At 74.0% G+C, this 21,102-nt stretch carries 18 protein-coding genes; 11 read left to right on the top strand and 7 right to left on the bottom strand.

Annotated elements, in window-relative coordinates; all coding sequences use genetic code 11:
- Positions 1-10 precede the first annotated feature (10 nt).
- From ACTWJ8_RS39180 to ACTWJ8_RS39160, 5 genes are all read left to right on the top strand, one after another.
- Positions 11-1,564, top strand: a complete 1,554-nt coding sequence (locus ACTWJ8_RS39180) for a hydantoinase/oxoprolinase N-terminal domain-containing protein (protein ID WP_443262169.1) — start codon at positions 11-13, stop codon at positions 1,562-1,564.
- 36 nt (positions 1,565-1,600) lie between these two features.
- Entirely contained in the window at positions 1,601-2,701 is a 1,101-nt protein-coding gene (locus ACTWJ8_RS39175) for a DUF917 domain-containing protein (protein WP_443262168.1), read from the top strand.
- A gap of 49 nt (positions 2,702-2,750) precedes the next feature.
- Positions 2,751-3,818: a DUF917 domain-containing protein gene (locus ACTWJ8_RS39170; protein WP_443262166.1), complete on the top strand. Its 1,068-nt coding sequence runs from the start codon at positions 2,751-2,753 to the stop codon at positions 3,816-3,818.
- Positions 3,815-5,365 carry a helix-turn-helix domain-containing protein gene (locus ACTWJ8_RS39165; RefSeq protein ID WP_443262165.1) on the top strand — a complete coding sequence of 517 codons (1,551 nt, stop codon included), beginning with the start codon at positions 3,815-3,817 and terminating at the stop codon, positions 5,363-5,365. Before ACTWJ8_RS39170 ends, ACTWJ8_RS39165 begins: the two co-directional genes overlap by 4 nt.
- 118 nt (positions 5,366-5,483) lie before the next feature.
- Positions 5,484-6,029 carry a DinB family protein gene (locus ACTWJ8_RS39160; RefSeq protein WP_356385040.1) on the top strand — a complete coding sequence of 182 codons (546 nt, stop codon included), beginning with the start codon at positions 5,484-5,486 and terminating at the stop codon, positions 6,027-6,029.
- Positions 6,030-6,042: 13 nt separating this feature from the next.
- On the opposite strand, the gene ACTWJ8_RS39155 is transcribed toward ACTWJ8_RS39160, so the two are convergent.
- The gene (locus ACTWJ8_RS39155; protein WP_443262163.1) at positions 6,043-7,011 is read right to left on the bottom strand and encodes a quinone oxidoreductase family protein; all 969 of its coding nucleotides are present in this window, start codon (positions 7,009-7,011) and stop codon (positions 6,043-6,045) included.
- A 67-nt stretch (positions 7,012-7,078) separates the two neighbouring features.
- On the opposite strand from ACTWJ8_RS39155, the gene ACTWJ8_RS39150 reads away from it, so the two are divergent.
- Both ACTWJ8_RS39150 and ACTWJ8_RS39145 read left to right on the top strand, forming a co-directional pair.
- Positions 7,079-7,882, top strand: a complete 804-nt coding sequence (locus tag ACTWJ8_RS39150) for a cyclase family protein (protein WP_443262162.1) — start codon at positions 7,079-7,081, stop codon at positions 7,880-7,882.
- 2 nt (positions 7,883-7,884) lie between these two features.
- Positions 7,885-9,519 (top strand): thiamine pyrophosphate-binding protein, encoded by a 1,635-nt coding sequence (locus ACTWJ8_RS39145; RefSeq protein WP_443265126.1) that lies wholly within the window; start codon positions 7,885-7,887, stop codon positions 9,517-9,519.
- Positions 9,520-9,831: 312 nt separating this feature from the next.
- Here the strand turns inward: ACTWJ8_RS39145 and ACTWJ8_RS39140 are convergent, their stop codons facing one another.
- Entirely contained in the window at positions 9,832-10,725 is an 894-nt protein-coding gene (locus tag ACTWJ8_RS39140; protein ID WP_443262161.1) for a LysR family transcriptional regulator, read from the bottom strand.
- A 131-nt stretch (positions 10,726-10,856) separates the two neighbouring features.
- Here ACTWJ8_RS39140 and ACTWJ8_RS39135 point away from each other — a divergent pair, with 131 nt between their 5' ends.
- The 3 genes from ACTWJ8_RS39135 to ACTWJ8_RS39125 all read left to right on the top strand — a co-directional run bounded on the left by ACTWJ8_RS39135 (position 10,857) and on the right by ACTWJ8_RS39125 (position 13,620).
- Positions 10,857-12,122 carry an MFS transporter gene (locus tag ACTWJ8_RS39135; RefSeq protein WP_443262160.1) on the top strand — a complete coding sequence of 422 codons (1,266 nt, stop codon included), beginning with the start codon at positions 10,857-10,859 and terminating at the stop codon, positions 12,120-12,122.
- A gap of 280 nt (positions 12,123-12,402) precedes the next feature.
- On the top strand, positions 12,403-12,789 hold the full coding sequence (locus ACTWJ8_RS39130; RefSeq protein ID WP_356385025.1) for a hypothetical protein: 387 nt from the start codon (positions 12,403-12,405) through the stop codon (positions 12,787-12,789).
- Positions 12,790-12,885: 96 nt separating this feature from the next.
- Positions 12,886-13,620: a dienelactone hydrolase family protein gene (locus ACTWJ8_RS39125; protein ID WP_356385022.1), complete on the top strand. Its 735-nt coding sequence runs from the start codon at positions 12,886-12,888 to the stop codon at positions 13,618-13,620.
- 3 nt (positions 13,621-13,623) lie between these two features.
- On the opposite strand, the gene ACTWJ8_RS39120 is transcribed toward ACTWJ8_RS39125, so the two are convergent.
- The 4 genes from ACTWJ8_RS39120 to glsA all read right to left on the bottom strand — a co-directional run bounded on the left by ACTWJ8_RS39120 (position 13,624) and on the right by glsA (position 18,475).
- Entirely contained in the window at positions 13,624-15,111 is a 1,488-nt protein-coding gene (locus tag ACTWJ8_RS39120) for a helix-turn-helix domain-containing protein (protein WP_443262159.1), read from the bottom strand.
- The gene (locus tag ACTWJ8_RS39115; RefSeq protein ID WP_443262158.1) at positions 15,108-15,353 is read right to left on the bottom strand and encodes a hypothetical protein; all 246 of its coding nucleotides are present in this window, start codon (positions 15,351-15,353) and stop codon (positions 15,108-15,110) included. Before ACTWJ8_RS39115 ends, ACTWJ8_RS39120 begins: the two co-directional genes overlap by 4 nt.
- A gap of 83 nt (positions 15,354-15,436) precedes the next feature.
- A complete protein-coding gene (locus ACTWJ8_RS39110; protein WP_443262157.1) occupies positions 15,437-16,657 on the bottom strand; it encodes a 4-hydroxybenzoate 3-monooxygenase in 1,221 nt (406 codons plus the stop codon).
- A 15-nt stretch (positions 16,658-16,672) separates the two neighbouring features.
- Complete coding sequence (gene glsA, locus ACTWJ8_RS39105) at positions 16,673-18,475, bottom strand: glutaminase A (protein ID WP_356385012.1); 1,803 nt, start codon at positions 18,473-18,475, stop codon at positions 16,673-16,675.
- Positions 18,476-18,557: 82 nt separating this feature from the next.
- Here glsA and ACTWJ8_RS39100 point away from each other — a divergent pair, with 82 nt between their 5' ends.
- Positions 18,558-19,136, top strand: coding sequence for a DinB family protein (locus ACTWJ8_RS39100; RefSeq protein ID WP_443262155.1), 579 nt, complete (start codon positions 18,558-18,560; stop codon positions 19,134-19,136).
- A 3-nt stretch (positions 19,137-19,139) separates the two neighbouring features.
- On the opposite strand, the gene ACTWJ8_RS39095 is transcribed toward ACTWJ8_RS39100, so the two are convergent.
- Positions 19,140-20,921: a bifunctional sugar phosphate isomerase/epimerase/4-hydroxyphenylpyruvate dioxygenase family protein gene (locus ACTWJ8_RS39095; protein WP_443262153.1), complete on the bottom strand. Its 1,782-nt coding sequence runs from the start codon at positions 20,919-20,921 to the stop codon at positions 19,140-19,142.
- Between the last annotated feature and the right edge of the window lie 181 nt (positions 20,922-21,102).

The following is a 21,102-nucleotide window of genomic DNA, read 5'->3' as shown; positions in this document are numbered from 1 at the left end:
GCCCCTTCTCGTGCGTATCGGAATCGATGTCGGCGGCACCAACACCGACGCCGTCCTGCTCGAAGGACCGCGGGTGCTCGCCACCACCAAGTCCGCGACCAGCCAGGACGTCACGTCCGGCATCGTGTCCGCCCTGGAGGCGCTGCGCGCGCAGCACGCCTTCGACCCGGCGGCGGTCGGCGCCGTCATGATCGGCACCACCCACTTCCTGAACGCGCTCGTCGAGGCCCGCGGCCTCGCCCCGACGGCGGCGCTGCGCCTCGGCCTGCCCGCGACGTCCGCGCTGCCGCCGTTCGTGGACTGGCCCGAGCGGCTGACGCGGGCGGTGGCCGGGCGGCCGTACCTGGCGCACGGCGGGCACGAGTTCGACGGCCGGAAGATCGCGGAGCTCGACGCGGACGAGCTGCGGCGGCACGCCGCCGACATGGCCGCGCACGGTGTCAGGTCGGTGGCGATCTCCTCGGTGTTCTCGCCGGTCAGCGACGAGTTCGAGGTGCGCGCCGCGGAGATCCTGCGCGCCGAACTCGGTCCCGACGTGGCGTTCTCGCTGTCCCACGAGATCGGTCGGATCGGCCTTCTGGAGCGGGAGAACGCGACGGCCGTGAACGCGGCGCTGCGCGAGCTGGCCGCCGGGATCGTGGACGGTCTGGCCGGGGCGGTCGCCGGGTTCGGCATCACGGCGCCGCTGTACCTGAGCCAGAACGACGGCACGCTGATGGACCTGGAGTACGCGCGCCGGTACCCGGTCGCCACGTTCGCCTCGGGTCCGACGAACTCGATGCGTGGCGCGGCCGTCCTGTCCGGCCTGGAGACCTGCGCGGTCGTCGACGTCGGCGGCACGACCAGCGACGTCGGCGTGCTGGCGCAGGGCTTCCCCCGCGAGGCGGGCACCGCCGTCGACGTGGCGGGCGTGCGCACCAACTTCCGGATGCCCGACGTGCACAGTATCGGCATCGGCGGCGGCTCGCTGGTCGTCGAGGACGGCGGCCGGGTCGCGGTCGGCCCGCGCTCGGTCGGCTACCGGCTCACTGACGAGGCCCTGGTGTTCGGCGGCTCGACGCTCACCGCCACGGACGTCGCGGTGGCGGCGGGGCTCACCGACATCGGTGACCGCTCGGCCGTCGCGCACCTCGACGCCCGCCTGGTGAAGGAGGCCCTCGACACCATCGCCGCCGACGTGGCGCGGGCGGTCGAGTCGATGCGCACGTCGCCCGAACCGCTGCCGGTGGTCGCGGTGGGCGGCGGTTCGGTCCTGCTGCCCGACACGCTGCCGGACTCGGGGGCGGTCCACCGGCCCGACCACTTCGCGGTCGCGAACGCCATCGGCGCTGCCATCGCGCAGGTCGGCGGCGAGGTCGACCGGGTCTACGCGATCGACGCGGGGCGCCGCGAGGCCGTCCTCGACGAGGCGCGGCAGGAGGCGGTCGACCGGGCCGTCGCCGCGGGCGCCGCGCCGTCGGGGGTCCGCATCGTCGAGTTCGACGAGGTCCCCGTCCCGTATCTGCCGGGCAACGCCACCCGGATCCGCTGCAAGGCCGTGGGCGACCTGCAACTGGTCGACTGAGCCCCGCCCCCACCCCCGTAAGGAGTACACGAGCACATGAGCTGGACCCTGGGCCCCGAGCAGCTGGACGACCTGGCGCGCGGCGCCGCGATCCTCGGCACCGGAGGCGGCGGCGATCCCACCATCGGCCGTCTGCTGGTGCGCGAGGCGATGCGCGAGCACGGCCCGGTGACCGTCCTCGACCCGGACGAGGTGGCGGACGACGCGTTCGTCATTCCGGTCGCGAACATGGGCGCGCCGACCGTGATGGTCGAGAAACTGCCGGGCGCCGACGAGCCGGTGGCCGCGCTGCGCGCCCTGGAGACCTTCACGGGCCGCACGGCGGACGCGACGATGCCCATCGAGTGCGGCGGCAGCAATTCGCTGATCCCGTTGATCGTCGCGGCCCGCACGGGGCTGCCGGTCGTCGACGCGGACGGCATGGGGCGGGCGTTCCCCGAGCTGCAGATGGAGACGTTCCATGTGTACGGGATCCCGGCGTCGCCGCTCGCGATGGCCGGGGAGCACGGCGAGACCTGCGTGTTCGACACCGGCAAGGAGACGAAGCGGCTCGAGGACCTGGCGCGCCGGGTCACGGTGGGGCTCGGCGGCGGCGCCGCGATCGCCGAGTACTCGATGACGGGCGAGCAGCTGAAGCGCACGGCGGTGCCGCGCACGCTGTCCCTCGCGCTGTCCCTCGGCCGGGCGGTCCGCGAGGCGCGCGAGGCGCACCGTGACCCGGTCGAGGCGCTGGGCGAGGCGGTGACCGGCACGATCTACGGGCATCTGCGGGTGCTGTTCACCGGCAAGGTGACCGATGTGGAGCGGCGCACGGAGGGCGGGTTCGCGCGCGGCCGTGCGACGTTCGCGGCGTTCGAGGGCGACTCGTCGCTCGAGCTGCGCTTCCAGAACGAGCACTTGGCGGCGCTCCGCGACGGGGAACCGATCTGTGTGGTGCCCGACCTGGTGTGCGTCCTCGAGGCGGACACGGGCGAGCCCATCACGACGGAGGCGCTGCGGTACGGGCAGCGGGTCACGGTGATCGGTATCGCGGCGCCCGACATCATGCGGACGCCGGAGGCCCTGGAGGTCTTCGGTCCGGGCTGCTTCGGGCTTCCGTACGCGTTCCGTCCCGTGGAGGAGCTGCTTCCCGCGTGAGCCCGGCCCCGGGGCGCAGGTACCGGTCCGCGCTGCGAGAATCGGCCACGTGCCTCAGACGATCACCGCCGCCGACGTTCCCGCCCTGGTCACGGGCGTGAACGTGCTGGGCTGCGGCGGGGGCGGCGACGCGGCGGCCTTCGCGTCGATGCTGCGTCGCGCCCTCGGTGCGGCCGGCACCGTCACCTGGCACGATCCCGGCCCCGACGACCCCGTCGTCGTCCCGGTCGGCGTCGTCGGCGCGGTCAACGTGCTGAGCGAGAAGCTGCCGAACGGCCGGGAGTTCCGCGAGGCCGTCGCGGCGGTGACCCGCTGGGCCGGCGGGCCCGCCCCCGACGCTCTGATGGCCGCGGAGGCGGGCGGCCCCAACGCCCTCACGGTGCTGCTCGCCGCGCTCGACCTCGGCCTCCCGGTCGTCGACGTCGACCTGATGGGGCGCGCCCTGCCCCGCCTCGACCAGCTGAGCTGGGCGGTGCGGGGTCTTCCGGTCACCCCGTGCGCGCTGGCCGAGCCGGGTGGCCAGATCCTCGTGGTGGACCGCACGGACGCGCGGGGCCTTGAACGCACGGTGCGCGGGTTCCTCGCGGCGGCGGGCGGCTGGGCGGCGCTTGCGCTCGCCCCGGTGCGGCTGAGCGCGGTCCGCGACGCCTGCGTGCACGGTTCGCTCACCCGGGCCCTCGCCCTCGGCCGCGCCCACGCCGCGCTGCCGCACCGCCCCGCGACGGTGGACGTCGAGGCCGCGCTCGGCGGCCGGGTGCTCGCGGCGGGCCGGATCCGGGAGGTGGCCCGCAGCGAGGGCCCCGGCTTCGGACGCGGCAGCGTGACGCTCACGGACACCGCGTCCGGCACGGTCGTCCGCCTGGAGACGGAGAACGAGATCCTGCTCGCCCTGCGCGACGGCGAGGTCACGGCGACGGTCCCCGACGTCATCTGCCTCCTGGACCGCCGCACGTCACTCCCCCTCGCCATCGACCGGGTACGCCCCGGCCAGGAGGCCCTGGCGGCGACGCTTCCGGGCCCCGGGTTCTGGCGCCGCCCGGACACGGAACCGCACGTGTCACCGCGGGCGTTCGGCCTGGATGCGGACGTCGTGGGGTTCGAGGCGGGTGCGCGATGACGGAGGTCTTGACCGACGGCGTACCGCTCTCCGCCATGCTGGCGCATCCCAGCTGGCGTGACGTGGTCGCGCTCGCGGGGCCCGAGGACGCGCGTCCCGTTCATCGGCCCGTCGCCGCGCGGGACGTGGCGCGGCCGCTGCCCGACGCGCTCGAAGGGCGGCTGCTCGTGCTGCTCGACGGCGCGGACCGCGGCGACTGGCGGCTCGACGCACTGCTGCGGCGCGCGCATGGCGCCGGGGTCGCCGCGCTCCTCGTGCCGGGGACGGCGACGCTGCGGATGTCGTCGGCGCTGCTCGCCGAGCGGTTGCGGCTGCCCGTGCTCGGCGCGCCCGATCCGCTGGCCGCGCATCTCGCCCTGGAGCGGATGACCGCCGAACCGGGGCTGCTGCGCGCCGAGTCGGCCCTGCGCACCACGCGGGTGTGCGCCCGTGCGGGCGACGGCGTGGACGCGTTGCTCGGCGAGCTGGGCGCGCTCCTCGACCGTCCCGTGGCCCTGGTCACGGCCGACGCCCGGCATCTGGCGGGCGATCCGGCGACCGTGGCACCGGGGGAACAGGACACCGTGGCCCGGCAGTTGGCGGGTCCGCCGCTCCCCCGCCCGCTGGACCTGCCCGGCGGTGCCCACCTCCTCACGCACCCCGTCGGCACCGAACGCGTCCCGCCCCGGCTCGCCGTCCGGCTGCCCGCGCGGCTCGCGCCGGAGGCCGAGGCGGTGACGGCCGCCCTGGAAGTGGCGTCGGGGGCCGTGCGGGAGCGGCTCGCGCTGCGCCGACTGGACCTGGAGCGCAGCGCCCGCCACCGCACGTCCCTGCTCGGCGAGTTGCTGCGCCCGGCGGGCGGCGAGATCCCGGACGCGGTGCGCAGGCACGCCGTCGAGTTCGGGTGGCGGCTCGACGGCTGGCACACCGGCATCCGGATCGGCACCGGGCCCGACGTGGACGTGGCGGGCCTGCGCGCCGAGGTGACGGCCGCGTTCGTGGCCGAACGGTTGGCCGCGCAGGTCGTCGAGCAGGGCGACGGCTGGTCTGCCTGGACCAGCACCGACCAGGAGCCGTCGACCGCCGACATCGAGCGGCACGCCGCCGCCGTCCGCCGCGTGCAGCGCCGCCTTCCGGAGGTGCTGCACGCGTACGTGGGCGTGGGCCGCGCCCATCCGGGTCCCGCCGGGATCGCCCGCAGCCTGGGCGAGGCGGCGGACGCGGCGCGGCTCGCGCAGGGCCGTGAGGCGAGCGGCCGGTTCTTCCACGTCGACCGGCTCGGCCTGGCCCAGCTGTTGCTCGCGTGGACGCGCACCGACACCTTCCAGCCGGCGGCCCGCTCCCTCCTGGAGCCGCTGGCGGGCGAGCCCGGCGATCTGGTGCGCACCCTCACCGCGTACCTCGACGCGGAGTCCTCCACGGCGGAGACGGCGGCGGTCCTCGGGGTGCACCGCAACACGGTCGCGGCCCGTATCGCCCGCGTGCAGCAGCTCCTGAGCGTGGACCTCGCCGACCCCGACGAACGCCTCGCCCTGCACCTGGCCTGCCGGACGGCCGTGGACGGTTGAGTTCGCCTCGGCGATTCTCCGCGGGGCGTGGCGATGTAGGTCATGATCCGACCTATTGCCCGCCTACGGTGACACCACCGCACACCGAGCGGGTCCGTCCACACGAGAGGCGCACACCATGAGCACCAGCGAGTCGCACACCAACGCCCCCGCCGTCACCGGCGAACGCGCCGACATCCTGGAGTCCCTGGCGAAGCAGCGGCACTTCCTGACGTTCACGACGCGGGACCTCACCGACGCGCAGGCCGGGCAGCGCACCACGGCGAGCGAGCTGTGTCTCGGCGGCCTGATCAAGCACGTCACGGAGGTGGAGCGGAGCTGGGCCGGCTTCATCGTCGAGGGCCCGGCCGCGATGCCGGACTTCACGGCGATGACGGAGGCGGACTTCGCGGCCCGCGCGGACACCTTCCGGCTGCTCCCCGGCGAGACCCTCGACGGTGTCCTCGCCGACTACGCGAAGGCCGCCGCGGCGACGGACGAGCTGGTGGCCACGGTCCCCGACCTGGACCGTCGGTGGCCGCTGCCGAAGGCGCCGTGGAACGAGCCCGGCGCCGAGTGGTCGGTGCGCCGCGTGCTGATGCACCTCGTCGCGGAGACGGCGCAGCACTCGGGCCACGCCGACATCATCCGCGAGTCCCTGGACGGCGCGAAGAGCATGGGCTGAGCTCGTACGGCCGTCAGCTCAGGTCGATGACGGCCCGCCCGACGACCTCTCCGGCCCGCAACCGCCGCACCGCCTCGCCCAGTTCCTCCATGCCGTACCGCTCGTACGGGAGGGTGAGCGCGCCGGAGGCGAGGTCGGGGAGGAGGCGTGCGACGTCGGGGGCGACGCACGCGCCGCGGTGGATCATGTTCACGGGGAGCAGGGCGACGTCGGCGAGGAGGAAGTCGGCGAGGTCGACGGTGAGTTCGCGGCCCGCCGTGTAGCCGATGAGCGCGGCACGCCCGCCCGGCCGTACGTGGGCGAGGGCGTCGCGCAGGACAGTGCCGCCGACCGTGTCGACGAGCACGTCGACCGCGCCGCCGACGGTATCCGGGGCGAGGTCGGCGGCGAGCACGGCCCGGGCGGATCCCGGCACATGGGCGAGCTTCGCCTCACGGCCGACGACGCCGATCACTTCGGCGCCGGCCCGCCCGGCGAGCTGCACCGCGAGCGCGCCGACGGCCCCCGACGCCCCGGTGACCAGGACCCGCTCCCCCGCCTCGACCCGGCCGACCGCGTGCACGGCGGCCCACGCGGTGCCGACCGGCGAGAAGTAACTGCACGCGAGCGTGGGGTCGACGCCGTCGGGCACGACCTCGACGGCGGCGTCCGGCACGAGGACGTGCTGGGCCCAGGCACCCTCGCGGCTGAGGCCGAGTCCCTCGCCGCGCACCCGGACGAGGGCGCCCGCGGGGTGGGTGCCGGAGGCGAGGACGACGCCGCTGCCCTCGGTGCCGGGCGCGGCGGGCAGCTCGGGCAGGATGCCGAACTGTCCGTCGAGGACGTTCAGGTCGAGGTGGGCGACGGTCGCCGCCTTCATGCGGACGAGGGTGTGTCCGGGCGCCGGCTCGGGGACCGGTCGCTCGACGAGCCGCGGCAGGGCGCCGAACTCCTCGAGGACCAGGGCCCTGGACGTGGGGTCCTGGGCGGGCGCGTCACTCATGTGCGGTGCTCCGTACGTGCGTGGGGGAGGTATCGCTCCGGCACCCGGAGGATCGATGATGTCCGCCATGACATCACGCCCGCACACCTCCGCCGCCACCGACCTGATCTCCGCGCTCGCCGACGGGTCGATGCGCGTGGTCGACCTCACCGCCCCGCTGTCGTCGGGGACGCCGATCCTGCCGCTGCCGGAGCCGATGCACCCGATACCCCGGTTCGAGCTGGAGCGGCTCAACGACTGGGACGACCCCGGGGAGATCTCGTTCCAGAACCACATCCGCACGGGCGAGCACGTGGGGACCCACTTCGACGCTCCGGTGCACTGGTCGTCGGGCCGTGACCTGGAGGACGTGGGGAGTGTGCCGGCGTCCCGGCTCGTGGGTCCCGCGGTGGTGGTCGACAGGGCGGCCGAGTGCGCCAAGGACCCCGACCATCTCCTGGGGCTCGAGGAGTTGAAGGCGTGGGAGCGGGAGCACGGCGCGCTGCCCGAGGGCGGCTGGCTCCTGTACCGGACCGGGTGGGACGCCCGCTCCGACGACCAGGAGGCGTTCCTCAACGCCGACGACGACGGCCCGCACACGCCGGGCCTGACCGCGGAGTGCGCGCGGTATCTGGCCGAGGAGACCGGCATCGTGGGGATCGGCGTGGAGACCGTCGGCACGGACGCCGGTCAGGCCTTCCGCTTCGAACCGCCGTTCCCCGTGCACCACTTCATGCTGGGCAACGGCAAGTACGGCGTGACGCAGTTGCGCAACGTCGGGGAGCTGCCGCCGGTCGGCGCGGTGCTCGTGGTCGCGCCGCTGCGCATCGTCGGCGGCTCCGGCAGCCCGGCGCGCGTCCTGGCGCTGGCTCCGGCCGCGGAGGGCGCGTGAGCATGCTGGTACGGGAGGCCGTCGGCCGGGAGCTGCACCGGCTCGGTGTGCGGACCGCGTTCGGCGTGGTGGGCAGCGGCAACTTTCATGTGACGGACGCGCTCGTGGCGGCGGGGGCGCGGTTCGTCGCGGCGCGGCACGAGGGCGGCGCCGCGGTGATGGCGGACGCGCACGCGCGCACCAGCGGCGAGGTCACGGTCCTCACCGTGCATCAGGGCTGCGGGTACACCAACTCCCTGACGGGTGTGGCCGAGGCGGCCAAGAGCCGCACCCCGCTCCTGGTGGTGACGGCGGAGGCCACGGAACGCACGTCGAACTTCTACGTCGATCAGCCGGCGCTCGCCGAGGGCGTCGGGGCGGTGTCGGCGCGGGTCCGCTCGGCGCGCACCGCGCTGGACGACGTGACGCGGGCGTTCCGGCTGTGCGCCGAGGAGCGCCGCACGGTGGTCCTCAACGTCCCCATCGACGTACAGGACGAGGAACTGCCGGAGGACGGGGTCCCGGTGCGGCGGCGGCCGGCGGCGGGGCTGCCGCGTCCCGCGGTCGCGGACTGCGGGGAGTTCGCGGAGCTGCTGCGGCGGGCCGAGCGGCCGGTGTTCGTGGCCGGTCGCGGGGCGCGGGCCGACGGGGCGGGCGAGGCGATCGCTGCGCTGGCCGAGCGGTCGGGCGCGCTGCTGGCGACGTCGGCGGTGGCGCGCGGGCTGTTCAAGGGCGAGCCGTGGTGTCTCGACGTGGCGGGCGGCTTCTCGACGCCGCTGGCCGCCGAACTGATCTCGGGCGCCGACCTCATCGTGGGCTGGGGCTGCGCCCTGAACATGTGGACCATGCGGCACGGGCGCCTGATCTCCGACGCCGCGAAGGTGGTCCAGGTCGACGTCGACCGCGAGGCCCTGGGCCGCACGCGCGACATCGACCTGGGCCTGTGGGGCGGTGTCACGGAGACGGCGGCCGAGATCGCGGCGCTGCTCGCCGATGAACCGGCGCGGGTCGGCCACCGCACCCCGGACGTCGCCGAGCGGCTCGCGGCAGAGGGCTCCTGGGCGCAGGTCGCCTACGAGGACGGGACGGGCGGCGGGCGCATCGACCCGCGCACGCTCACCCTCGCGCTCGACGGGATGCTGCCCGCCGAGCGGACCGTCGCCGTCGACTCCGGCAACTTCATGGGCTGTCCGAGCATGTACCTCGACGTGCCGGACCAGTACGGGCTCTGCTTCACGCAGGCGTTCCAGTCGATCGGCCTCGGTCTGTCGACGGCGATCGGCGCGGCGCTCGCCCGGCCCGACCGGCTGCCGGTCGCGGCCTGCGGCGACGGCGGATTCCTGATGGGCGTGTCGGAGCTGGAGACCGCTGTGCGCCTGGGCCTGCCGCTCCTGGTGGTGGTCTACAACGACGCCATGTACGGGGCCGAGGTGCACCACTTCACGGATGCGGCCGACCTGTCGACGGTGACGTTCCCCGACACCGATATCGCGGCGCTCGCGCGCGGCCACGGCTGCGCGGCCCTGACGGTGACCGCGCCGGAGGACCTGGCGCCGCTCGCCGAGTGGCTCGCCGCGCCGGAGCGGCCCATGGTGATCGACGCGAAGACGACGCGGGACGAGGGCGCGTGGTGGCTCCAGGATGCCTTCGGCCACTGACACCCGGTAGGCGGGACAGTGGTGACCCCCGCCGGAAATCGCTGTCGAACATCGGCGGGGGTCACCCACGAGGAAACGCTGCTCCCCTTCACGCGCTTCCTCGCCTGTTCCGCCCTGGGCGCCGCGGGACCGCGGGAGGAAGCCCCGGTCGGCGCTTCTCGGACGGAGAACCACAGCCGCGTTGTCGGCGATGCGACTGTGGCGTCTACAGTCAAGTTGCCCGGGGACCAGGGGCGTTGAAGAGGGTAACCGCCTTCGGCGCCTCCAAACGTATGGCACATGCCAGAGGCGTCTCAAGCCCCATTTTCCGCTTCAGGGTGTCTCGGTGGACGTCGTCCGCAGCAGTTCGGTGAGCGCGCGGGCCGCCGCGCTGCGCGTCCGGTCGGCCGGCGCGGCGAGATACAGCGTCCAGCTGAGGTCGGCGTCGGTGACGGGCAGCATGCTCAGGCCGTGCGCGGTGTCGGCGAGGAAGCGCGGCACGAGGGCGACGCCGAGTCCCGCCCTGACGTAGTCGGCGCTGGTGGCGAGGTCGGTGATCTCGATGGTGACCTGGCGCGGGACCCCGGCGGCGGCGAAGGCGCGGTCGGCGACGGACCGGTTGCCGTAGCCGACCGGGCAGTCGATGAACGGCATCCCGGCGAGTTCGCCGATCGCCACGGAGTCCCGCCCGGCGAGCGGATGCCCGGCCGGCACCACGAGGTCGAGGGTGGAGCTGGCGAGGGGTGTCAGCTCCACCTCGGCCGGACTTGCCCCGGGCAGGGAGACGAGGGCCAGGTCGAGGCGGCGTTCGGCGAGCGCGACGAGATGCCCCTGGGAGCCGGTCGGCGCGACGGTGATCTGCACCTGGACGCCCGGATGCCTGCGGTGGAACTCGCCGAGCAGGCCCGGCAGGTCGATGAGTCTGATCGAGGTCAGGGTGCCCATGCGCAGGGTTCCGCGCAGCGCCCCGCGCACCTCTGCGACGGCGTCCGCCGCGTCCCGCGCGGCGTCGAGGACGGACCGGGCGCGCGGCAGCAGCGCCCTCCCCTCGTCGGTGAGGAGCACCCGCTTGGAGTTCCGGTCGAGGAGGCGCGCGTCCAGTTCGCGCTCCAGCGTTTTGACGGCAGCGGAGACCGCGGACTGCACGATGTGCAGACGGGCCGCCGCGCGCGTGAAGTTCTGCTCCTCGGCGACGGCGACGAAGTACTCGAGATGACGTAGTTCCACTCGTCGACCATCCCATCAATCATCGCGGTTCGCGATCGTCACGAGCACAAAGATTCGTTGGACGCGATGGCTGCGTGGGCGGAGAGTGGTGCGTGCAGTACACCGCTCCCCGCCTCTCGAACGGACTTCGCATGGCCACGCCGACGCGCGTTCCCACCTCTCCGTCCTCACCCGCCTCTTCGCACTCGCCCGCCCCGGAGGTCACCGGTTCTCGCCGGCACGGTGTCGGCTTCTGGGTCGTGGCGCTCGCGTTCCTCACCTCGATGGCCTTCTCGACGGTTCCCACGCCGCTGTATCCGCTGTACGAGGAGCGGGACGGCTTCTCGACGTTCATGGTCACCGTCGTCTTCGCCGTGTACGCCGTCGGCGTGATGGTCAGCCTCGTCCTCGCCGGGCACGTGTCGGACTGGGTGGGGCGCAAGAAGATCCTGCTTCCGGCGATCGGCCTCGAGCTCGTCGCGGCGGTGCTGTTCCTGTCGAGCCCGGAGCTGCCGGTGCTGCTCGTCGCCCGGTTCGTGAGCGGCCTCGGCATCGGCATGCTCAGCGCGACGGCCACCGCCCACCTCCACGAGCTGCACAGCGCGCACCGCCCCGCGGCGTCCGCGCAGCGCTTCGAGACGGTGTCGACGGCCGCCAACATCGGCGGCCTGGGCCTCGGCCCGCTGGTGTCCGGATTCCTCGCGCAGTACGTGACGGCTCCGCTGCGCCTGCCGTACGCGGTGTTCGCCGTCCTCCTCGTGGTCGTGGCGCTCGCCGTGGCGCTGACGCCCGAGACGGTGCGGGAGCTGCCGGTCAGGCCGCGGTACCGGCCGCAGCGGGTGAGCGCCGACCACGGGGATCGGGCCGGGTACGTGGCCGCGGCGACCACGGCGTTCGCGTCGTTCGCGGTGTTCGGCCTCTTCTCCTCGATCGCCGCCGGGTTCGTCGCGCACTCGCTGCACCGCCCGTCCCATCTCCTCGCCGGGGCGGTCTCGTTCCTGGTGTTCGGGGGCGCGGCCCTCGCCCAGATCCTCACCGCCCGCCTCGCGCCGCGGGCGAAGTCGACGCTCGGTCTGCTGGCGGAGGGCGTCGGTTTCGCCACCCTCGTCGTCGGCATGCACGCCGCGGACCTGACCACGTTCCTCGTGGGCGGGGTGATCGCGGGCGTCGGGGCGGGGCTGCTGTTCAAGGCGGCGGTCGGCGCGGTGGTGGCGATGGCGGCCCCGGCGCGCCGGGGTGAGGCCATCGCCGGGCTCTTCCTGGTCGCCTACCTGGGTCTGAGCGTGCCGGCGGTGGCCCTCGGCGTGGCGACGCTCGCGCTGTCGGCGACGGCGGCGATGACGTGGTTCGCCGTCGCCGTGTTCGCCTTGCTCGCGGTGGTCGTGGCGCTCAATCGGCGTTCGCACGGGGCTCGTTGAGGGACGTCTCGGCGCCCTGCGGGAGCGGCGGATTTTCTGGCATGTGCCAGGCGCGGGGACCGCAGGCCACCGCGGCAGTCATGGCCAGACCTTCACCGCGCGCCCCTGTCGGATTGATGAATCCGCTGACCAGACAGGCGAGTTGACGTATGGTCGCCGCATGGACGGAGCGCGGTGGTTGGCCTCCTGTCACCGAGAGCCGAGCGAGGCATATGCCGCGTGGGGGCGGTCGCCGTATCTGGCGAAGCTTCCCGCGGGCCGTGGTTGGGACGCGTTGCGCGTGCAACAGCCGCTCGGGCTCACGGTGTTGTGGGAGCTGGGCAAGGAGGCGGAGGCCGTGCCCGTGCTCGAGGAGCACTCCAAGCCGCGCCCGGTGTTCTACATCCTCACCCGCGCCGCCGCCGCGACCGTCTGGCCCGAGACGGAGGACGCCCGGATGCTCACGGCGGGCGAGGAGTTGGCCATGCCGTCGCCGGACGCCGACGGCATCACGGGCGTGCGGCACCACTCGTTCCTGTGGCGCACCCCGCCGGACGGCAGCGGCACCCTCGTCGACCCCGAGCTGCTGCGCGGCGCCCTGGAGTCGGCGCTCGACCCCGCCCGGCAGGCGGAGCGGATAAGGGCGGCGCGCGCCGTGTTCTGGGCGAGCAAGCGGCACAGCCACTGATCACCCCCGCGCGGGGAGGCGGCGGACGCGACGTCTGTACTGTGCACTGGTATCAGTCATCAGGAAGGGTGATCCGCCATCGCCACCAGCAAGACAGTGCAGATTCCCACGCCGGACGGCCAGGCCGACGCCTTCGTCGCGTTCCCCGACGACGGCGCGCCGCATCCCGGCGTACTGCTCTACATGGACGCCTTCGGCGTCCGGCCCGTGATCGAGGACCTGGCCCGCGAGCTGGCGGGACACGGCTACTACGTGCTCGCGCCGAACGTGTACTACCGGCACGGGAGCATCCCCGTCGTCGAGCTTCCCGAGCACATCAGCGAGGAGAACCGGCCCGAGATCTTCGGCAGCCTCATGCCGCTCCTGGAGGCGCACACCTCCGAGCGGATCCTGCGGGACGCGCAGGCCTACGTCGACTTCCTCACGGCCCAGCCCGAGGTGTCCGAAGGCCCCATCGGCACGACCGGTTACTGCATGGGCGCGGCCCTGGCGCTGCGCACGGCGGCCGCGCACCCCGACCGGGTCGCCGCCGTCGCGGGCTTCCACCCGGGCATGCTCGTCACGGACGCGCCGGACAGCGCGCACCTGTCGGCCGACAAGGTCGCGGGCCGCGTGCACCTCGGTCTCGCCGAGGGCGATCTGACGCCGGAGGCGGTCGCCGCGCTGAACGCGTCCTTCGAGGCCGCCGGGGTCGAGCACAGCATCGAGCTGTACCCGGGCAGCGTGCACGGCTTCACCATGGCCGACACCTCCGCGTTCGACGCGGACGCGCTGAAGCGCCACTGGGACCGCCTGCTGCCGCTCCTCGACGGCGCCCTGCGCGGCGCCTGACCGTTACGACGCGTCCTCGGGCGCGGCGCCCGCCGTGTAGACGTCCTTGACCTTGACCTCGGTGACGCCGCGCCCCTCGGGGAAGACGCGCCGCCAGTCCCCGATGACGTGCAGTTCGTCGGTGCCCATCGCGCGGACGACGGTGAGGCCCTCCTCGTGGCTCTTGAGCGCCTTCAGCCAGAGGTTGGCGAAGGCCTGCGAGCGGATGAGGTGCATCCAGTCGGGGCGGTACAGCTCCCGGTTGTAGTTCGACTCCCCCATGGTGGCCACGAACTTGGAGTACATGGCCTTCACGTACTCCAGGGTCACGTCGTCGCCTTCGGCGATCGCCGTGTCCCGCGCGTCCTTGAGGGCCGTACGGAACTTCTCGAGGAGGTTCTCCGTGGCGCCCGAGGTGTACGACTCGTGGATCTCGGGCGGCTCGCACAGCCCGTACTTGGGGCCGGACAGGCGCTGGAGCAGGCGCAGGGTCGGCTCCGTGACCCACAGAGGGCCCGGTTCGTCGCGCTGCCCGATCGGGTTCGGCAGCGACGCGTCGTGGTCCCAGTGCGGCGGGGCGATCAGGTGGACGCCGGCCCGGCGCCTGTCGTGTCCGAAGCCCGTCGAGTGCTCCAACTGGCCGATGGGCAGGTGGGTCTTGAGCGCGGACAGATAGGCGCCGTTGATGTCGAGGGCGGTCACCTCGTGCTCGCCCGGCGGCAGTTCGGGCCGCGTCCACTTGGGCCGGGCCTCCCAGATCTCGTCGGAGCCGCGAGCGGTGCGCTTCTTGAGGATGTCCGGCAGCCACGGGTAGGCGACGACGTCGTAGCGGGCGCCCTTGCGGGTCTCGTCGAGCAGCGCCATGGCGTCCGGGATGGCCCGCTTGATCAGGGCGGCGGTCGCCGCGTCCACGTCGCCGCCGTGCTCGTCGAGGACGGCCCGCACCGTGCGGCCGATGGTGTCGCCCGGCCCGTCGGAGGGCTGGAAGGCGCGGCGGGTCGGCGTGGGTCGGCGTTTCGGGCGAGGAGCGGGGGCGGTAGAGGGAGCGGCGGCCGGTTCGGGTTCCGGCGCGGGCTGCGGCCGGGGCGTCGGCGTCCCGCACTCCGACGGGTCGAGGTGCTGGGCGAACCCGGCGACGCGCTGGCGGGCCGGCGCTCCGCACAGCACGCACGGCTCCGCCTCGGCGAGCGCCTCCACGTCGTCGTCGCCCTGCGACTGCGCGGGCGCGGCGGGCTCGACCGGCTCCGGCTCCGCCTCCGGCCGCTCCTGCTCCGCGAGCTTCGCCGCGAGACCGTCGAGGAAGTACGCGTACTTGGTGCGGATCTCCCCCGCCGGGTCACGCCCCGACTCCCACGCGGCGAGCGTGGACGGGTTCACGCCGAGGGCCCGCGCCACCTGGGCCTTGGAGAGCCGTGCCGACTCGCGCAGCTCGCGCCGCACCTCGGGCTCGGGGAGTTCGGCCTCGGGCGTGACGGAGGCGAGGAGGGAGTCGATCGCGTCGAAGTCGCTCATGCGCCGCCCGCCTTCCGCTTGGCGCGGCGCCGCTCGGCGAGGGCGGGCACCGCGGCCTCCTTCACGCGCTGCTCGCCCCATCCGGTGAGGCGGGCGGCGCGCCCGATGCGGCCGTGCACGGGACGGCCGGTGACCGGGTCCCTGCTCAGATAGACACGCAACGCCTCCACGACGCGCTCCTCCGCGGTCCGCAAGGCGGCCACTGCCTCGGCGAGTTCACGCTCGTCATCCGGTTCCGACACCCCGCGATTGTGTCATATTCGGGCCCGCCGCCGATTCGGTGACCGTCACCGATTCCGGCGTGTCGCGAATTCCGTACGACGGCTCAGTACTGCTCGGCCGCGCCCAGATACTGCTCGGCGAACGCGGTGGCCGCCGCGCGCGAGGTGAACAGGCGGCGCAGCCTGGCGAGGGTCGTCCCGGTGCGGAACGGGTCGCCGTACGACGCCCCGTGGTACACCTCCGACAGCCACTGCGAGAACTCCTGGTAGTCCCAGACGCGCCGCAGGCACGCCGCCCCGTACCCCTCGACGCCCCGCCCGTCGCCCGCCTGGTGGGCCACGATCGCGTCCGTGAGGAGGAACGCGTCGTGCAGCGCGAGGTTGAGGCCCTTCGCGGCGATGGGGGCGACGAGGTGGGCGGCGTCCCCGGCCAGGAAGAGGCGGCCGTACGTCATGGGTTCGGTGACGTAGTCGTGCATGTCGAGGACGCGCTTCTCGATCAGCTCGCCCTCGGTGAGCGGTTTCGCGCCGTCGGCGGCGAGCCGGCGGCGCAGCTGCGTCCAGACCCGCTCGTGGGTCCAGGCGTCGGGGTCGTCGCCCGGCGGGCACTGGAGGTAGTAGCGGGTGACCTCGGGGCTGCGCGGCATCTGACCGGCGAAGCCCTCCTCGTGCATGCCGAACAGGACGCGGTCCGCCGAGGGCGGCGCCTCCGCGAGCACGGCGAGCCAGCCGATCCCGTAGTCGTGCCGCGCGACCTCGACACGGCCCGCGGGGATCGCCGCGCGCGTCGCACCGCGCGCCCCGTCGCACCCGGCGACAAAGTCGCAGCGCACGGACACCCGCCGCCCGGTGTCGCCGCAGGTGTACGAGACGGCGGGGTGGTCGCTCTCCAGGTCGTGGAGGCGTACGTCGCGGACGCCGAAGCGGATGGCGCCGCCGCGCACATCGGCGTACTCGCGCACGAGGTCGGTCACCAGGAGGGGCTGCGGGTAGACGAAGTGGTGGTGGCCCGTCAGTTCGGTGTACTCGAACGGGTGCCGCTCGCCCGCGAAGCGGAACTCGCAGGCCGTGTGCCGCTCGGCGCGGCGCAGCAGCTCGCCCGCGAGGCCGCGCCGTTCCAGGGCGCGCACCGCCCACTCCTCGATGACTCCGGCGCGCGGCCGGTTCTCGATGAACGTACGGCTCTCGGCCTCCAGGACCACGCAGTCGACGCCCGCCGCGCGCAGGCCGTTGGCGAGGGCGAGTCCGGCGGGGCCCGCGCCGACGATCACCACCGAACTCCGTTGGGACAGCGTCGAGTCGGGGCCGAGCTCCGCTTCGGTCATGCGGCCCATTATGGGTCAGGTCACATCGCCGCGGTCCACGGTTTCGGCGCCTTCGAGGGGTGCCCGCTCCAGGAACGCGACGGCGTCGGGCTCCCGCTCGCGCAGCCGCCTGAACCCGGCGGCGGTGAGGGTGCGGCAACGGGTGTCGCGTTCGGCGAGGACCTTGCGGGTGCGGCCCGGTGGGAAGTCGGCGGGCGTGAGCGCCGCGCCGGGCCCGGCCGACCAGGTGCGGCTCGTCGTCACGGTGTCGGCGGCGTCGGCGCACACGGCGAGGCGCCCGGACTCGACGTACCAGAGGACGATCCGGTCGAGCGGGGCGGTGCGCGGCGGCGCGACGGACTCGCCCCGCGCGAGGTCGAGGGTGTCGAAGGCGTCGGCGAGGGCGGCGCGCAGTCCGGCGTCGGCCTCGCCGAACAGATCGCAGTCGGCGAGCGGCACGGGCCGCTCGGGGTCGAGGCCGATGCCGGTGAGCAACTCGTCCTCGCAGGCTTCGAGGGCCCGACCGAGGTCGGGGAACTCGTCCGCCGTACGGGCCATGGCCTGCCGCTCGTCGGGGTCGGCGAGGACCATCCGCAGATCGCGGGAGCGCAGGTCGGCGGCGAGTCCGCGCAGCAGGTCGGCGGCGACGGGCTCGATGCGTCCGCAGCGGGTGAGGTCGAGGACGAACCAGCCGACGGCGTCCGGGAGTTCGAGGGCGGCGCGCAGAGTCTGTTCGGCGGTGGCGAAGTCGAGGTCGCCCTGGAGGACGTGGACGCGGATCCGGTCCGTGCGGGCGTCGAGGGCGGCGCGCTGGGCGCGGGTGCGGTGGCGCAGGGAGCGCAGCGGGGTGGGGTGCAGGGAGCGGGGCGGCAGGGGGCGGCGCTCGGGGGACGTGCCGCGCATCAGGTGCAGGCCGAACTGATCGGAGATCAGGTGGCAGGCGGCGATGCCGCGCACGCTGTTGCCCTTCTCCTCCAGCGGCGGGCTGAAGACGCCGATGCCGAACTGTCCGGGCAGGGCGACGCCGATGCCGCCGGACACTCCGCTCTTGGCGGGCATGCCGACACGCAGCATCCACTGCCCCGACGCGTCGTACATGCCGCAGGTGGCCATGACGGCGAGGACGTGCTGGGCGTGCCGGGTGGCGACGACGCGTTCGCCGGTGACCGGGTTGATGCCGCCGCCGGCGAGGGTGGCGTGCATGACGGCGAGATCGTCGCAGGTGACGAGGACGGAGCACTGGCGGAAGTAGACGGCGAGCTCGGCCTCGACGTCGCCGGTGAGGGAGCCGGCGTTGTGCATCAGATACGCGAGGGCGCGGTTGCGGTCGCCGGTGGCGCACTCGGAGGCGTACACGGCCTCGTCGACGGTGAGGGTCCGGCCCGCGAAGGCGCCGAGGCCGTCGAGGATGCGGTCGAAGCGGGCCTTGGGGGTGTCGCCCGCGACGAGCGAACTGGTCACGATGGCCCCGGCGTTCACCATCGGGTTCGGCGGGCGTCCGGTGCCGGGTTCGAGGCGGATGGAGTTGAAGGCCTCGCCGCTGGGTTCGGCGCCGACGCGGCCGAGGACGTTCTCCAGGCCGTGGTCGGCGAGCGCGAGGGCGAACACGAACGGCTTGGAGACGGACTGCGCGGTGAAGGGGACGGCGGTGTCGCCGCTGCCGTAGACCCGCCCGTCGAGGGTGCACAGGCTGAGGCCGAACAGGCGGGGGTCGGCGCGGCCCAGTTCGGGGATGTACGAGGCGGGCTCGCCGTCGTTCAGGTCGCGCAGCCGCAGCCGCACGCCGTCGAGGAGTGCGGTCAGCGGATCGTGCGCGGGCTTTCCCTGCTCGTGTGCCATCCCGTCCATCGAAGCCCATCCGGTGCCGCGCTGCCTGTCGAAACCTCTGGTCCGCGCCCGTCCGAGGCAGCAGAGTGATCACATGACCGACACCGACCGCAGGAACGACCTGCTCCGCTACCTCCAGGACGCCCGCGACGCGCTGCTGTGGAAGCTCGACGGGCTCTCCGACTACGACGTCCGGCGCCCGCTGACCCCGACGGGCACGAATCTGCTGGGGCTGCTCAAGCATCTGGCCGGGGTGGAGCTCGGCTACCTGTGCGACACGTTCGGCCGGGCGCACGACGAGCCGCTGCCCGACTTCAAGGACGGCGCGGACGAGAACGCCGACATGTTCGCGACCGCGGACGAGTCCCGCGAGGAGATCGTCGCGCGCTACCGGCGGGCCTGGGCGCTCGCGGACGCGTCGGTCCGCGAGCTCGACCTGGACACCGTCGGAACGGTGCCGTGGTGGCCGAAGGAGCGCAACCGGGTCACGCTCCACCACGTCCTGGTGCGGGTCGTCGCCGACACCCAGCGGCACGCGGGCCAGGCCGACATCCTCCGCGAGGGCCTCGACGGCCTGGTGGGCTACCGGCAGGACAACGACAGCCTGCCGCCCCTCGACTGGGAGCGCCACCACGCCCGCCTGGAGGAGATCGCGGCCCGCTTCAAGCACTAGCCGTTAGTGCGGCCCGTGCTGGGCGGCGAGGCGGACCGGGGCGTTCTGGGCGCCGTAGCCGCGGTAGCCGGCGTCGCGCTGGGCGAGTTCGAAGAAGACGCGGCCCACGGTGCGGGTGTAGCAGTGCCGGAAGGTGCCGTGGGCGTCACGATCGTAGAGGATGCCGAGTTCCTGGTAGGTCTCCAGCTCGCCGGGGGCGAACTCGAAGCGGGCCGCGAGGTCGTCGTAGTAGTTGCCCGGCATCGGCAGCAGCTCGCCGCCCGCGTCCCGGAACCGGCGGGCCGCGGCGACGACGTCGCTGGTGGCGAGGGCGATGTGCTGGGCGCGGTCCTGGTCGTCGCCGGGGCCGGGGCCCGCGCCGAGGGCGATGCGGACGGCCCCGTCTGAGGTGGCGACGGCGCGGCTGCGCAGCAGTCCGTACGGGTCGGCGACGTCGACGCTCGGCTCCGGTTCGAGGCCGAGGACGCTGCGGTGGAAGAGGGCGGCCTCGTCGAACTGGTGCCAGGGCTGGGTGAGCTGGAGGTGGTCGACGCCGGTGATGTCGGTGTCGGCGGGCAGCTGCCCGGTGGGCTCGAAGTCCCGGATCCAGCTGGGCAGTTCGGGGCGGTCGGTGGCGCAGAAGAAGAGTTCGGTGCCGTCGGGCGCGGCGACCGCGTCGAGGAGTACGTCGCCGGTGCCGCGGCGGCGCGGCAGGACCGGGGCGAGCAGGGCCTCGGCGCGCCGGGCGGCGGCGGCCGGATCGGGCGACTCGAGGCCGACGGCGGCGAGGACGGTGCCCTCGCGGCGGGCGGCGGGCCCGGTGTTGAGGAGCACGCGGGCCGCGCCCTGCTCCCACAGGTCGACCGGCTTGCCGCGGTGGCGTCCGGTACGGGTGAAGCCGAGCGCGCCGAGGAGGGCGGCGGCCGGGGCGACATCGGGGGTGACGAGTTCGGCGAAGGCGACGCCCGTGGGGACGACGGGCGCGGGCAGGTCGCCCTCCCCCACCGCCTCCTGGAGGGCGAGCAGCGAGCGCCGCGCGTCCACGGCCGCGGGCCCCGCCTCGGCCTGCCGGAACACGTCGTTGAAGATCTCCAGCGACAGCGGCCCCCGATATCCGGCCGCGAGGACGTGGCGCAGGAGTCCGGCGACGTCGAGGTCGCCCTGGCCGGGGAAGCAGCGGTAGTGGCGGCTCCAGCGCAGCACGTCCATGTCGAGCAGCGGCGCGTCGGCGAGCTGGAGGAAGAAGATCTTGTCGCCGGGGATGTCCTCGATGCCCTTGGGGTGGCTGCCCCTGGCGAGGATGTGGAAGCTGTCGAGGCAGGTGCCGAGCGCCGGGTGGTCGGCGGCCTCGACGATGCGCCAGGCGTGGTCGTAGGTGTTGACGTGGCGGCCCCAGGCCAGCGCCTCGTAGGCGACGCGGATGCCGTGGCCGTCCGCGAGCTCGGCGAGGCGGCGCAGCTGGTCGGCGGCGAGCGCGTCGTCGTCGACGGACTGCGGCGAGACGCTGGAGCAGACGAGCACGGTGTCGGTGCCGAGGCGCCGCATCAGCCGGAACTTGTGCTCGGCGCGCCGCAGGTTGCGGGCGAAGACGTCCTCGGGGACGGCCTCCATGTCGCGCATCGGCTGGTACAGGTCGATGCTCAGGCCGAGGTCGGCGCAGCGCTCGCGGATCTCCTCGGGGGTGAGGGGGCTGGCGAGCAGGTCGTTCTCGAAGATCTCGACGCCGTCGAACCCGGCGCGGGCGGCGGCGGTGAGCTTCTCGGTGAGCGATCCGCTGAGCGAGACGGTGGCGATGGAGGTGCGCACGGGGCTCCTTCCGGAGGGGGCGGGTCGGCGGGTGGGGCGGCGGCGGGGTGAAAGATCGGGGCTCTGCCCCGTACCCCGCTGCTCAATCGCCGCAGGGGCTTGATGAGCTCGGTCGGCGCGGGGGCTTCATGCGCTCGATCGGCGTGCGGGCTTGTTCTCCTCAATCGGCGCGGGGCTCGAT

It is taken from the genome of Streptomyces sp. SDT5-1, assembly GCF_052245995.1.
In the GTDB taxonomy this organism is placed as follows: domain Bacteria; phylum Actinomycetota; class Actinomycetes; order Streptomycetales; family Streptomycetaceae; genus Streptomyces.
The sequence above is the reverse complement of the archived record's forward strand: the minus strand, read 5'-3'. Positions and strand labels throughout refer to the sequence as shown.

Coding starts and splice junctions, on each gene's coding strand:
- ACTWJ8_RS39150 (WP_443262162.1), top strand. CDS start 7,079: ATGACATCACGCCCGCACACCTCCGCCGCCACCGACCTGATCTCCGCG.
- ACTWJ8_RS39145 (WP_443265126.1), top strand. CDS start 7,885: ATGCTGGTACGGGAGGCCGTCGGCCGGGAGCTGCACCGGCTCGGTGTG.
- ACTWJ8_RS39160 (WP_356385040.1), top strand. CDS start 5,484: ATGAGCACCAGCGAGTCGCACACCAACGCCCCCGCCGTCACCGGCGAA.
- ACTWJ8_RS39135 (WP_443262160.1), top strand. CDS start 10,857: ATGGCCACGCCGACGCGCGTTCCCACCTCTCCGTCCTCACCCGCCTCT.
- ACTWJ8_RS39120 (WP_443262159.1), bottom strand. CDS start 15,111: ATGAGCGACTTCGACGCGATCGACTCCCTCCTCGCCTCCGTCACGCCC.
- ACTWJ8_RS39175 (WP_443262168.1), top strand. CDS start 1,601: ATGAGCTGGACCCTGGGCCCCGAGCAGCTGGACGACCTGGCGCGCGGC.
- ACTWJ8_RS39155 (WP_443262163.1), bottom strand. CDS start 7,011: ATGAGTGACGCGCCCGCCCAGGACCCCACGTCCAGGGCCCTGGTCCTC.
- ACTWJ8_RS39100 (WP_443262155.1), top strand. CDS start 18,558: ATGACCGACACCGACCGCAGGAACGACCTGCTCCGCTACCTCCAGGAC.
- ACTWJ8_RS39110 (WP_443262157.1), bottom strand. CDS start 16,657: ATGACCGAAGCGGAGCTCGGCCCCGACTCGACGCTGTCCCAACGGAGT.
- glsA (WP_356385012.1), bottom strand. CDS start 18,475: ATGGCACACGAGCAGGGAAAGCCCGCGCACGATCCGCTGACCGCACTC.
- ACTWJ8_RS39165 (WP_443262165.1), top strand. CDS start 3,815: ATGACGGAGGTCTTGACCGACGGCGTACCGCTCTCCGCCATGCTGGCG.